The organism is Belnapia moabensis DSM 16746 (assembly GCF_000745835.1).
GTDB classification, from domain to species: domain Bacteria; phylum Pseudomonadota; class Alphaproteobacteria; order Acetobacterales; family Acetobacteraceae; genus Belnapia; species Belnapia moabensis.
This window is the reverse complement of the sequence record NZ_JQKB01000040.1, coordinates 34,967-47,828: the sequence shown is the minus strand read 5'-3', so window position 1 is coordinate 47,828 and position 12,862 is coordinate 34,967. Positions and strand designations below refer to the sequence as shown.

Genomic DNA, 12,862 nt, shown 5'->3' with positions numbered 1-12,862 from the left:
GGGCACGAGGTGCCGGCGGTGGTCGATCCGGTGGTGCCGGTGAGCAAGCCGGTCGTGGACGTGACGCCGGTGATTGATTTCGTCACGCCGGGCGGCCCGGTCGGGCACGAGGTGTCGGCGGTGGTCGATCCGGTGGTGCCGGTGAACAAGCCGATCTTGGATGTGAAGCCGGTTGCGGGTCGTGATGAGCCGGCGGCGGCCGATCCGGTGGTGTCGACGGGTAATCCGAAAGCGGATGCGGCGCCGGTGGCGGTCGATCCCGTGGTGAAGGGCGACGGGCCGGTGGCGGAACATGATGTGGCTGGGCCGGATGCGGCGCCGGGGAAGGCTCCAGTCTCTCCAGCCGATTCCCTAGCCCTGCCGGTCGCGCATCAGGAGGCTGCCGGCGATCCGGCAGGAAGCCAGGGTGAGGCGGAGCCGGCGGTTCTTCCCATCAAAGGGCCGGAGAAGGCGGAGGCTGTGGACTCCGGCTATCAGGTGCCGGCGGGGCCAGATGCGTTCAGCTTCCAGGCGGTGCAGGACGGTACGGACCTCGCGTCGTCGCCCCCGATGGTTCATGTCCTGGCGGATGCGGAGCCGGGCGATGCCCTGTTGGTCGATCTCACGCCGTCGCACGAGGTCCTGCCGGACTATCCGGTGCTGCCGGACTACCACCTCGTCTAGACGGGGCGGCCCGGCAGGCGTTCAGGTGCCGCAGAAGGTCTGCAGCACGCGCTGTTCCGGCTCGGGCGGGGCGGCGTAGCGGGCATGGTGGGGCTGGTCCTCGAAGGGGTGGGCCAGCACCGTCAGCAGTTCCTCGAAGGGGGAGAAGTCCTCGCGCTCGGTGGCGGCGGCGAGGGCGGCCTCCACCATGTGGTTGCGCGGGATGAAGGCCGGGTTCACGGCGCGCATGGCGGTGGCGCGCTCCGCAGGAGAGGGAGCCTCCGAGGCGAGGCGGGCGCGCCATTGGGCGGCCCAGGGGGCGTAGCCGCCGGTCGTGGCGAAGAGGGCGGCGAGGTCGGCATCGGCGGCCGGGTCGGCGGCGGCCTCGCAGAGCAGGCGGAAGGTCTGGGTGAAGTCGGCGCCGGCTTCCTGCATGGCGCCGAGCAGGGCGGCGATGAGGGCGGCGTCGTCATCCTGGGGCGTCGCCAGGCCGAGCTTGCGGCGCATGCCGTCGAGCCAGGCGGACTGGAATTGGGTGACGAAGCCGGTCAGCGATTCCTGGGCGAGATCGACGGCCTTCTGCTCGTCCTCGGCGAGGAGCGGGAGGAGGGCTTCGGCGAGGCGGGCCAGGTTCCATTGCAGGATGCGCGGCTGGTTGCCGTAGGCGTAGCGGCCGGCATGGTCGATGGAGCTGAAGACGGTAGACGGGTCGTAATGGTCCATGAAGGCGCAGGGGCCGTAATCAATCGTCTCGCCGGAGATGGTGGTGTTGTCGGTGTTCATCACGCCATGGATGAAGCCGACCAGCATCCATTGCGCGACGAGCCGCGCCTGGCGGGCGATGACGCCTTCGAGGAAGGCGCGGTAGGGGGACGCGGCGGCGGCGGCCTCGGGGTAGTGGCGGGCGATGGCGTGGTCGGCGAGGAGGCGGACGGCTTCGGCATCGCCGCGGGCGGCGAAGAACTGGAAGGTGCCGATGCGGATATGGCTGGCGGCGACGCGGGTCAGCACGGCGCCGGGCAGGGCGGTCTCGCGGAAGACCTGGTCGCCGGTCAGCACCGCGGCGAGGGAGCGCGTGGTCGGGATGCCGAGGGCGAACATCGCCTCGCTGATGATGTATTCGCGCAAGACCGGGCCGATGGCGGCACGGCCGTCGCCACCGCGGGAGAACGGGGTGCGGCCGGAGCCCTTCAGCTGGAGGTCGCGGCGCTGGCCGTCGCGACCGACCACCTCGCCCAGCAGGATGGCGCGGCCATCGCCGAGCTGCGGATTGAAATGGCCGAATTGGTGGCCGGCATAGGCTTCGGCGATGAAGGGGGAACCCTCGGCGATGCGGTTGCCGGCGAGGATCTCGACGCCCTCGGGGCTGGCGAGCGCGGCCGGGTCGAGGCCGATTGTCTCGCAGAGGGGGAGGTTCAGCTTCACCAGGCGTGGGGCGCTGACCGCCTGGGGCGCCATACGGGCGAAGAAGCGCTCGGGGAGCCGGGCGTAGCTCGTGTCGAAGGGGATCTGGACGGGCATGGGGGGTTCCTCGGCGCGCCGCGGCGGCGGGCCTCTGCCGGTAGTGCCCGGTTCAACGCGGGTAGAGGGGGCTAGGGTTCCTCCGCCGGGCGCGGGGCTTCGGCCACGGGGGCCAGGTCGGGGGGAGCGAGGTCGGGCTGCTGGAGCGAGGGCGGGGCGTGGCGGCGCGGGTCGTAGAGCCAGCCGCCGCCGGGGCCGGTTTCCAGCACCAGGTCCTCGGTGCCCTCGATCAACCGGGCGAGGGTGCCAGCGCCGCCGAAGCGGCTGCGGCGGACCCAGCCGCCGAGCTCAAGATGGATGCGCTTGCCGAGGGCGGGCAGGTGCAGCGGGCCATCGGCGGCGGCGACCAGGCGGCGGAGGGTGGCGAGGATGGCGGCGCGCTGGGCGGCGGGGTCCACCGGGTCCCCAGTGGGATCGCTATTGGGGTCGTTGGGGGGGATGGGCGGCTCGGCCTCGGGGGGGACGGTGACTTCGGCGAAGTCACCGAGCGGGATCACCCGGTCGGCGGCAGCGCGGAGGGCGGCGGCGGCGCTGTCCGGGGCGATCACCATGATGCGGCGGTCATGCTCGCGCAGGCGATGCAGCAGGGGGGTGAAGTCGCTGTCGCCGGAGAGGATCAGCATCTCGTCGAAGCGGGTCGGGTGGGTCAGCGCCTCGTGGATGTCGAGGGCCATGACGATGTCGGCGGCGTTCTTCAGCCGGGCAAGGCGGGGGCAGTCCACCACCGAGAAGCCGGCGCGGACGAAGTCGGGGCGGAAGCGGCTGTAGTAGAGGCGGGGCTGGCCGAGCCAGCCGGCGAGCTCGCCATTCGGGTCCGGCTCCGTCCAGCCGGCGGGGTTGAGGTAGCAGCGGCGGACCAGCAGGCGGCGGGGGCCGCCCGGGGCGCTCTCGGCGAGCCAGGTGAGCCAGCGGGTGGGGTGGGAGGCGAAATTCCAGGCGGCCCATTCGTCGATGGCGGCGAGGCCGGCGAAGACATTATCGAAATCGAGATAGAGCGCCGCCCGGCGCGGTTCCGTCACTGGCGTTTCCTGTGCGTTAGGCATGGGCGTAATAAATGGGGGCGGTGCGGTGAGCGACAAGCGCGGCGCTTGACGCGGGTGGGGCCTGCCGCCCATGGTCCGGCCCCTTTCCCTGAGGACACAGCCAGAGCCATGCCTGCGATCACCCTACCCGACGGTTCCGTCCGCGCCTTCGATGGGCCGGTGACGGGCACTACCGTCGCGGCGGCGATCGGGCCGGGGCTCGCCAAGGCGGCGCTGGCCATGCAGGTCGATGGCGTGACGCGCGACCTGGCGATGCCGATCGAGCATGACGCGCAGGTGCGCTTCATCACGCGGCGCGACCCGGAGGCGCTGGAGATGATCCGGCACGACGCGGCGCATGTGCTGGCGGAAGCCGTGCAGGCGCTCTACCCGGGCACGCAGGTGACGATCGGGCCCTCGATCGAGAACGGCTTCTACTACGACTTCGCCCGCAACGAGCCCTTCACGCCGGAGGATTTTGGCGCGATCGAGGCGAAGATGCGGGAGATCGTGGCGCGCAACGCGGCCTTCGTGCGGTCCGTCATGCCGCGGGAGGAGGCGATCGCCTTCTTCGAGGCGCGGGGCGAGAAGTACAAGGCGCAGCTCATCCGCGACCTGCCGGAGACGGAGGAGATCAGCCTCTACTCCCAGGGTGACTGGATCGACCTCTGCCGCGGGCCGCATATGCGCGGCACGGGGGATGTCGGCACCGCCTTCAAGCTGATGAAGGTGGCCGGGGCCTATTGGCGGGGCGACCACCGCAACGCCATGCTGAGCCGCATCTACGGCACGGCCTGGCGCGACCAGAAGGAGCTGGATGCCTATCTCCATCAGCTGGAGGAGGCGGAGAAGCGCGACCACCGGAAGATCGGCCGCGAGATGCACCTCTTCCACCTTCAGGAGGAGGCGACGGGGAGCATCTTCTGGCATCCCAAGGGGTGGAAGCTCTATCGGACGCTCGAGGACTACATGCGGCGGCGGCTGGATGCGACGGCCTATCAGGAGGTGCGGACGCCGCAGCTGCTCGACCGGAAGCTCTGGGAGGCTTCGGGGCATTGGGAGAAATTCCGCGAGGCGATGTTCATCGCCCGCGTCGAGGATGAGGACGAGCGGGACCGCGTCCTGGCGCTGAAGCCGATGAACTGCCCGTGCCATGTGCAAATCTTCAACCAGGGGCTGCGCAGCTATCGGGAGCTGCCGTTGCGGATGGCGGAGTTCGGGGCCTGCCACCGGTATGAGCCGTCCGGGGCGCTGCATGGGATCATGCGGGTGCGTGCCTTCACCCAGGACGATGCGCATATCTTCTGCACCGAGGAGCAGATCGCGGCCGAGACGGTGGAATTCGTCGCGCTGCTGTCCTCCGTCTACCGGGATCTCGGCTTCGAGGAGTTCCGGGTGAAGTTCAGCGACCGGCCGGCGATGCGGGCGGGGACGGACGAGGTGTGGGACCAGGCGGAGGGCGCACTGCGCGAGGCCTGCCGGACGGCGGGCGTCGAGTACACGCTCAATCCGGGTGAGGGGGCCTTCTATGGGCCGAAGCTGGAATTCGTGCTGCGGGACGCGATCGGGCGGGACTGGCAGTGCGGTACGCTGCAAGTGGATTTCGTGCTGCCGGAGCGGCTGGGGGCGGAGTATGTGGCGGAGGATGGCTCGCGCAAGCGGCCGGTGATGCTGCACCGGGCGATCCTTGGGTCCTTCGAGCGGTTCATCGGCATCCTGATCGAGCAGCATGCCGGGCGCTTCCCGCTCTGGCTGGCGCCGGTGCAGGTGGTGGTGACGACCATCGTCTCCGATGCCGACGGCTATGCGCGCGAGGCGGCGGCAGCGCTGGCCAAGGCCGGGCTGCGCGTCGAAATCGATCTCAGGAACGAGAAAATCAACCGAAAGGTGGTCGATCATATCGACCAGCGCGTGCCGGTGCTGGCCGTGGTCGGGCGGCGGGAGGCGGAGGAGCGGACGCTGGTGCTGCGCCGCCTGCCGGGGCGCGAGCAGCAGGCGCTGCCGCTGGAGGAGGCGGTTCGGCTACTTTCTGCCGAGGCTTTGCCGCCGGATCGTGCAGGGGCCGCGCCGATGGTTGCAGCGGCGTGAAGCAAGCCCCATAAAGTAGCGTTCTACCCCTTCCACTACGACAGGAGACGACCATAGCCAGAGGCCCCGTTTCGAATCAGCCGCCGACCCGCGATGGCCCGCGGGTCAACGAGGATATTCGCGTCCCGCAGGTGCGGCTCATCGACCAGGATGGCGAGATGATCGGCGTCATGTCCGCGCGCGATGCGCTGCTGCGGGCCTATGATGCCGGGCTGGATCTGCTCGAGATCAGCCCGAACGCCGTGCCGCCGGTGTGCAAGATCACCGACTACGGCAAGTTCAAGTACGAGCAGCAGAAGAAGGCGAACGAAGCCCGCAAGCGGCAGAAAGTCGTCGAGATCAAGGAAGTCAAGGTCCGTCCGAACATCGATGACCATGACTACGAGGTCAAGATGCGCCAGATGAAGAGCTTCATCGGCGAGGGCGACAAGGTAAAGGTCACGCTGCGTTTCCGTGGCCGCGAGATGGCGCACCAGGACCTCGGCATCAAGGTATTGGAGCGGATTCGGGTCGAGCTCGGCGAGACCATCAAGGTCGAGCAGATGCCGCGGCTGGAAAACCGCCAGATGATCATGGTGCTGGCGCCGAAGTAACCCGAGGGTTGACCCCCGGGGCTTGACTCAGGAGGGTGCGAGGCCTTACGGCTCCCGCCCTCGGGTCGCCCCGAACCAGACGGTCCCCTGCCGCGCAGGGGGCTCCGCCGCTCCGCGAAGGCTCGCGCAGCGGCGCGTTCTGTTTTGGGCGGCTTGAACGTAAAGGGTGACCATGTTCGAGGCATTGTCCGGCAAGCTGAACGGGGTCTTCGACCGGCTGCGCCGCCGCGGCGCGCTGACCGAGGCCGACGTGAACGAGGCGCTGCGCGAGGTGCGCGTGGCGCTGCTGGAGGCCGATGTCGCGCTGCCGGTGGTCAAGGACCTCACGGCCAAGGTGCGGGAGCGGGCGGTCGGCGTCGAGGTGCTGAAGAGCGTCTCGCCGGCGCAGCAGGTCATCAAGATCGTCAACGATGCGCTGGTCGACGCGCTCGGTGGCGGCGAGGGCGATAGCGGGGCGCGGGGGCTCGACCTCAACGCGCCGTCGCCGGTGCCGATCCTGATGGTCGGGTTGCAGGGCTCGGGCAAGACCACGACCTCGGGCAAGATCGCGCTGCGGCTGAAGAACCGCGACAAGAAGAAGGTGCTGCTCGCCTCGCTCGACGTGCACCGGCCGGCGGCGCAGCTGCAGCTGGAGACGCTGGCGAAGCAGGTGGGTGTGACGAGCCTGCCGATCGTGGCGGGCGAGACGCCGTTGCAGATCGCCGCAAGGGCCATGGATCTCGGGCGGCGCGAGCTGTTCGATGTGGTGGTGCTGGATACCGCGGGGCGGCTGGCCATCGACGAGGCGTTGATGGACGAGGTCGCGCAGGTCAAGGCGGCGACGCGGCCGCATGAGACGCTGCTGGTCGTCGATGCGATGACCGGGCAGGATGCCGTCAACACGGCACGGGCATTCCAGGAGAAGGTGGGCGTCAGCGGCATCGTCATGACGCGGATCGACGGCGATGCGCGCGGCGGCGCGGCGCTGTCGATGCGGGTCGTCACCGGTGCGCCGATCAAGCTGCTGGGCGCGGGCGAGAAGCTCGACGCGCTGGAGGACTTCCACCCGGACCGCATCGCCGGGCGCATCCTCGGCATGGGCGACATCGTCTCGCTCGTCGAGCGGGCGGCGGAGACCATCGACCAGGCGGAAGCCGAGAAGATGGCGGCCCGGATGCAGAAGGGCCAGTTCAACCTGGAAGACTATGCCAATCAGCTGAAGCAGATCGGCAAGATGGGCTCGCTCTCGGGCATCCTCGGCATGCTGCCGGGCATCGGCAAGGCGAAGCAGCAGATCGAGGGCGCCAATCTCGACCAGACCATCCTCAAGCGGCAGGCGGCCATCATCGGCAGCATGACGCCGAAGGAGCGGCGGGCGCCCGACATCATCAAGGCCTCGCGCAAGCGGCGGATCGCCGCCGGCAGCGGCGCCTCGGTGCAGGAGGTCAATCGCCTCCTCAAGCAGTTCGACGAGATGTCCGCGATGATGAAGCGGATGAACAAGCTCGGCCAGAAGGGGCTGATGCGGGGTGGCCTCGGCGCCCTGCTCCCCAAGGGGATGAACCTCCCCGGCGGCCGGAAGCCTTTCTAGAACCTAGTACGGAGTAGAAGCAGGACCATGGGTCTCAAGATTCGCCTCGCCCGCGCCGGCGCCAAGAAGCGCCCCTACTACCACATCGTCGTGGCCGACAGCCGCAGCCCGCGCGACGGCCGCTTCATCGAGAAGGTGGGCAGCTACAACCCGATGCTGCCCTCCGACCATGCCGACCGCGTCCGCCTCGAGGACGAGCGGATCAAGCATTGGCTGGGCGAGGGTGCCGTCGCCACCGACCGCGTGGCGAAGTTCCTCGGCAAGGCCGACCTGGCGCCGATGCCGGAATTCCGCGAGCAGCCGAAGCAGTCCGCGCCGAAGAAAAAGGCGCAGGAACGCGCCGCCGCGGCGGCAGGCTGAGCCAAGGGACCTGACCGGTGGCCGCTGCGCGCATCCTGGTGGGAGAGATCGGCAGGCCGCACGGTGTGCGCGGCCTGGTGAAGCTGCGCAGCTTCACCGCCGACCCTGCCGCGATCGCCGCTTACGGGCCGCTGACGGATGAGGCGGGGGTGCGCCGCTTCGAGATCACGCTGCTGGCCGAGGGGCTGGCGCGGGTCGAGGGCGTCGCCGACCGGGATGCCGCGGCGCGGCTGACCGGGACGCGCCTCTATGCCGAGCGCGACCGGCTGCCGCCGCCCGACGAGGAGGAATACTACCTCGCCGATCTGATCGGCCTCCGGGCCGAGACGGAGGCGGGGGAGAGCCTCGGGGCGGTTCGTGCCGTGGAAGACCATGGCGCGGGGGCCTTCCTCGTGCTGGAGGGGCCACCCGAGCGGCTGGTGCCTTTCACGCGGGCGGTGGTGCCGGTGGTCGATCTGGCGGGCGGGCGCGTCGTCGTCGTGCCGCCGGACGAGGTCGTGGTGCCACCGGGTGCGGAGGATGCGGCGTGAGTTGGCGGGCCTCCGTCCTCACCCTCTTCCCCGAGATGTTCCCGGGGCCGCTAGGACATTCCCTGGCCGGCCGCGCGCTGCGCGAGGGGCGGTGGGCGCTGGATGCCATCGACATCCGCGGCTTCGCCACGGACCGGCACCGCAGCGTGGACGACACGCCCTGCGGCGGCGGGGCGGGGATGGTACTGCGGCCGGACGTGGTGGATGCGGCCTGTGCCGCCGCCTTGGCTTCCGGGCCGGGGCGGCCGGTGGTGGCGCTGACGCCGCGGGGGGTGCCGCTGGACCAGGCGATGGTCCGCGGCTTCGTCGAGGGGCCGGGGGTCGTCCTGCTCTGCGGGCGGTTCGAGGGCATCGACCAGCGCGTCATCGAGGCGCGGGGGATGCTCGAGGTCTCGATCGGTGACTACGTGCTCTCCGGCGGGGAGCCGGCGGCGCTGGTCCTGCTCGATGCCTGCGTGCGGCTGCTGCCCGGGGTGATGGGCGCGGCGGCGAGTGGGGAGGAGGAGAGCTTCTCCTCCGGGCTGCTGGAATATCCGCATTATACGCGGCCGACGAATTGGAACGGCCTGCCCGTGCCGCCCGTGCTGCTCTCCGGCAACCATGCCGAGGTGGCGCGCTGGCGGCGGGAGCAGGCCGAGTTGCTGACACGGACCCGCCGGCCTGACCTGTGGGCCCGGCATGCCTCACTGGACCCTATCGCGCTGGACGGCCAGGCCAGCGCCGCCTAGTTATCGAATGTAAAGGACAACGCATCATGAACCTGCTTCAGCAATTCGAGGCGGACCAGCTTGCCCGCCTGTCCGGCCTTCGTGCCGTGCCGGAATTCGCGCCGGGCGACACCGTGCGCGTCATGGTGCGCGTGGTCGAGGGCGAGCGCGTGCGCTCCCAGGCCTATGAGGGCGTGGTCATTGCCCGCAGCAACAAGGGCGTGAACAGCAACTTCACCGTCCGCAAGCTCTCCTACGGCGAGGGCGTGGAGCGCGTCTTCCCGCTCTATTCCCCCTCCGTGACCGAGATCGCGGTGGTGCGCCGCGGCAAGGTGCGGCGGGCGAAGCTCTATTACCTGCGTGGCCGGACCGGCAAGGCCGCCCGCATCGAGGAGAAGCGCGAGGTCCGCACGACGGCCGAGGCGCAAGGCTGAACCAGCAGCGTCCCCGGGCCCAGGCGGCCCGGGGCGCCCATCAGAGAGTTTGGGGAACGTCATGTCAGCGCAGAAACCGCGCACGCTGTTCGACAAGATCTGGGACGCCCATGTCGTCGAGACCCTGCCCGACGGCACCGCCCTTCTCTACATCGACCTCCACCTCACCCATGAGGTGACGACGCCCCAGGCTTTCGACGGGCTTCGCGCCGCCGGCCGCAAGGTGCGCCGGCCCGATGCGACGCTCGCCGTCATCGACCACAACATCGCCACCGATGCCAGCCGCTATACCGGGATCGTCGATCCCGAGAGCCGGCTGCAGGTCGAGACGCTGGAGAAGAACGTCGTCGAATTCGGCGTGCCGTTCATCCCGCTGCTCGATGCGCGGCAGGGCATCGTGCATGTGATCGGGCCGGAGTTGGGCCGGTCGCTGCCGGGCATGACCATCGTCTGCGGCGACAGCCACACCTCGACGCATGGGGCCATGGGGGCGCTGGCCTTCGGCATCGGCACCTCCGAGGTGGAGCATGTGCTGGCGACGCAGACGCTGCTGCAGAAGCCGGCGAAGAACATGCAGGTCCTCGTCGAGGGCAACCTCGCCGTGGGCTGCTCGGCGAAGGACATCACGCTGGCCATCATCGGCAGGATCGGCACGGCCGGCGGCACCGGGCATGTGATCGAGTATGCGGGCGATGCGATCCGCGCGCTCGACATGGCCGGGCGGATGACGCTCTGCAACATGTCCATCGAGGGTGGGGCGCGGGCCGGCATGGTGGCGCCAGACCAGACCACCTTCGACTACATCGCCCGCACGCCGAACGGGCCGAAGGGCGAGGCGCTGGCGCGCGCGATCGAGTGGTGGCGGACGCTGCCGACGGATGCGGGGGCGCATTTCGACAAGGTGGTGAAGCTCGCCGCGCATGAGATCGCGCCGCAGATCACCTGGGGGACGAGCCCCGAGGACGTGCTGCCGGTCGATGGCATCGTGCCCGACCCGGAGGCGCAGGAGGACGAGGCGCGGCGCGCGCAGTTCCGCCGCAAGGTCGAGTATATGGGCCTGAAGCCCGGCCAGAAGTTGCAGGAGCTGCCGGTCGATGTCGTCTTCATCGGCTCCTGCACCAACAGCCGGATCGAGGACATCCGCATGGCGGCGAGCATCGCCCGCGGCCGCAAGGTGGCCGATGGCGTGCGGGCCATGGTGGTGCCGGGCTCCGGCCTGGTGAAGAAGCAGGCGGAGGAAGAGGGGCTGGACCGCATCCTCCAGGAGGCCGGCTTCGAGTGGCGCGAGGCGGGCTGCTCGATGTGCCTCGGGATGAACCCGGACAAGCTGAAGCCGGGGCAGCGCTCGGCCTCCACCTCGAACCGGAATTTCGAGGGGCGGCAGGGGCCGGGTGGGCGGACACATCTGGTCTCGCCGGCGACGGCGGCGGCGAGCGCGATCGCGGGCCGCCTGGCGGATGTGCGGGACTATCAGCCGAAGGGGGATGTGTGATGGAAGCCTTCACCACGCTCACCGGCATCGCGGCGCCGATGCCGAAGGCGAATGTGGACACCGACCAGATCATCCCGGCGCGGTTCCTCAAGTCGATCAGCCGCACGGGCTTCGGCAAGCATCTGTTTGCGAACTTCCGCTTCAAGGAGGACGGGTCGGAGAACCCGGATTTCGTCCTCAACCAGGAGCCATACCGGAAGGCCGAGATCCTCATCGCCTTCGAGAATTTCGGCTGCGGCTCCTCGCGCGAGCATGCGCCCTGGGCGCTGCTCGACTTCGGCATCCGCTGCGTCATCGCGCCCGACTTCGCCGACATCTTCCACAACAACAGCTTCAAGAACGGCGTGCTGCCGGTGAAGCTGCCGCGCGAGGTCTGCGCGCAGCTGATGGAAGACGCGAAGATGGGCGAGAATGCGCGCATCACCGTCGACCTGGAGCGGCAGGTGGTGGTGCGGCCGAGCGGCGAGGAGATCCCCTTCCAGATCGACCCGCTGCGGCGGCACCTGCTGCTGAACGGGCTCGACGATATCGGCCAGACCATGCAGCACGCCCCGGCGATCGACGGCTTCGAGGCGAAGCAGCGGGCGGCGCAGCCCTGGCTCTACGGCGCATAAGGCAAGGATAGGTCGATGGCTGCGAACAAGACGCTGCTGGTGCTGCCGGGTGACGGCATTGGCCCCGAGGTGATGAACGAGGTCACCCGCGTCATCGACTGGATGGAGCGGCGGCGGAGCGTGACCTTCCGCATCGAGGAGGGGCTGGTCGGCGGCGCCGCCATCGACGCGCTCGGCACGCCCTGCCCGGACGAGACGGTGGCCAAGGCGCGGTCGGCGGATGCGGTGCTGTTCGGCAGCGTCGGCGGGCCGAAATGGGACAGCCTGCCCTTCGACCAGCGGCCGGAACTCGGCATCCTGAGGCTGCGCAAGGATCTGGGGCTGTTCGCCAATCTCCGCCCGGCGCTGGTGATGGACCCGCTGGCCGAAGCCTCGTCGCTGAAGGCCGATGTCGTCCGCGGCGTCGACATCATGGTCGTGCGCGAGACGGTGGGCGGCGTCTATTTCGGCGAGCCGCGCGGCGTGGAGAAGGCGCCCGATGGGCGGCGCCGGGGCTTCGATACCCAGGTCTATTTCGAGGATGAGATCGCCCGCGTGGCGCGCGTCGCCTTCGACCTGGCGCGGAAGCGCCGCAACAAGGTGACGAGCGTCGAGAAGGCGAATGTCATGCAGTCCGGCCGGCTCTGGCGGGCTGTGGTCGGCGAGGTGCACAAGGCCGAGTACCCGGACGTGCAGCTCGAGAACATGTATGCCGACAACTGCGCCATGCAGCTCTGCTCGCGGCCGAAGCAGTTCGACGTCATCCTCGGCGACAACCTCTTCGGCGACGTCCTCAGCGACCTGGCGGCGGCGCTGACGGGCTCGCTCGGGATGCTGCCCTCGGCGACGCTGGGTGCCGTCGATCCGACCAGCGGCAAGCGCTATGCGCTCTACGAGCCGATCCATGGCTCGGCGCCGGACATCGCCGGGCGGGGCGTGGCCAACCCCTGCGCGCAGATCCTCTCCTTCGCCATGCTGTTGCGCTGGTCCTTCGGCATGGAGGAGGATGCGAAGCTCGTCGAATCCGCCGTCGAGAAGGTGCTGGCCGGCGGCCTGCGCACCGCCGACATCATGCAGCCGGGCATGGCGCGGGTCGGCACCAGCGTCATGGGCGAGGCGGTGGTGCGGGAGCTGGAGAAGCTGTCGCTGTAATCGGCGGATAGGGGGTTGCGCCAAGGCGCGGCCTCCGCTATTTCGCCTGCCTCGCCGCTTCGGCGGCTGCGCGCCCGTAGCTCAGCTGGATAGAGCACCAGACTACGAATCTGGGGGTCAGGAGTTCGAATCTCTTCGGGCGCGCCACTTTCCCTTCC

General features: G+C 69.6%; 13 protein-coding genes and 1 tRNA gene. 12 read left to right on the top strand and 2 right to left on the bottom strand.

The window, feature by feature from the left end; translation table 11 throughout:
• The coding region (locus EP26_RS36315) for a hypothetical protein (RefSeq protein WP_211259492.1) at positions 1-663 on the top strand (663 nt) is incomplete at its 5' end.
• A 21-nt stretch (positions 664-684) separates the two neighbouring features.
• Here EP26_RS36315 and EP26_RS20440 read toward each other — a convergent pair.
• Together EP26_RS20440 and EP26_RS32175 are read right to left on the bottom strand one after the other, a co-directional pair.
• Positions 685-2,163, bottom strand: coding sequence for a protein adenylyltransferase SelO (locus EP26_RS20440; protein WP_043341377.1), 1,479 nt, complete (start codon positions 2,161-2,163; stop codon positions 685-687).
• 71 nt (positions 2,164-2,234) lie between these two features.
• The gene (locus tag EP26_RS32175; protein WP_052389430.1) at positions 2,235-3,182 is read right to left on the bottom strand and encodes an NYN domain-containing protein; all 948 of its coding nucleotides are present in this window, start codon (positions 3,180-3,182) and stop codon (positions 2,235-2,237) included.
• Positions 3,183-3,314: 132 nt separating this feature from the next.
• Here EP26_RS32175 and thrS point away from each other — a divergent pair, with 132 nt between their 5' ends.
• From thrS to EP26_RS20380, 11 genes are all read left to right on the top strand, one after another.
• Entirely contained in the window at positions 3,315-5,273 is a 1,959-nt protein-coding gene (gene thrS, locus EP26_RS20430) for a threonine--tRNA ligase (protein WP_043341376.1), read from the top strand.
• A 53-nt stretch (positions 5,274-5,326) separates the two neighbouring features.
• The gene (infC, locus tag EP26_RS20425; protein WP_043341375.1) at positions 5,327-5,866 is read left to right on the top strand and encodes a translation initiation factor IF-3; all 540 of its coding nucleotides are present in this window, start codon (positions 5,327-5,329) and stop codon (positions 5,864-5,866) included.
• Positions 5,867-6,038: 172 nt separating this feature from the next.
• Complete coding sequence (gene ffh, locus EP26_RS20420; protein ID WP_043341373.1) at positions 6,039-7,436, top strand: signal recognition particle protein; 1,398 nt, start codon at positions 6,039-6,041, stop codon at positions 7,434-7,436.
• A 27-nt stretch (positions 7,437-7,463) separates the two neighbouring features.
• Complete coding sequence (rpsP, locus tag EP26_RS20415; protein WP_043341371.1) at positions 7,464-7,796, top strand: 30S ribosomal protein S16; 333 nt, start codon at positions 7,464-7,466, stop codon at positions 7,794-7,796.
• A gap of 17 nt (positions 7,797-7,813) precedes the next feature.
• Positions 7,814-8,326 (top strand): ribosome maturation factor RimM, encoded by a 513-nt coding sequence (rimM, locus tag EP26_RS20410; RefSeq protein ID WP_043341369.1) that lies wholly within the window; start codon positions 7,814-7,816, stop codon positions 8,324-8,326.
• Positions 8,323-9,054 (top strand): tRNA (guanosine(37)-N1)-methyltransferase TrmD, encoded by a 732-nt coding sequence (gene trmD, locus EP26_RS20405; RefSeq protein WP_043341367.1) that lies wholly within the window; start codon positions 8,323-8,325, stop codon positions 9,052-9,054. The genes rimM and trmD overlap by 4 nt, the downstream gene beginning before the upstream one ends.
• Before the next feature lie 26 nt (positions 9,055-9,080).
• Entirely contained in the window at positions 9,081-9,467 is a 387-nt protein-coding gene (rplS, locus tag EP26_RS20400) for a 50S ribosomal protein L19 (RefSeq protein ID WP_043341365.1), read from the top strand.
• Between the two features lie 61 nt (positions 9,468-9,528).
• Positions 9,529-10,959, top strand: a complete 1,431-nt coding sequence (leuC, locus tag EP26_RS20395; RefSeq protein ID WP_043341363.1) for a 3-isopropylmalate dehydratase large subunit — start codon at positions 9,529-9,531, stop codon at positions 10,957-10,959.
• Positions 10,959-11,573: a 3-isopropylmalate dehydratase small subunit gene (gene leuD / locus EP26_RS20390; protein WP_043341357.1), complete on the top strand. Its 615-nt coding sequence runs from the start codon at positions 10,959-10,961 to the stop codon at positions 11,571-11,573. Before leuC ends, leuD begins: the two co-directional genes overlap by 1 nt.
• Positions 11,574-11,588: 15 nt before the next feature.
• Positions 11,589-12,704 (top strand): 3-isopropylmalate dehydrogenase, encoded by a 1,116-nt coding sequence (gene leuB / locus EP26_RS20385; RefSeq protein ID WP_043341356.1) that lies wholly within the window; start codon positions 11,589-11,591, stop codon positions 12,702-12,704.
• A gap of 70 nt (positions 12,705-12,774) precedes the next feature.
• A tRNA-Arg gene (locus tag EP26_RS20380) sits at positions 12,775-12,851 on the top strand.
• Positions 12,852-12,862: the final 11 nt, after the last annotated feature.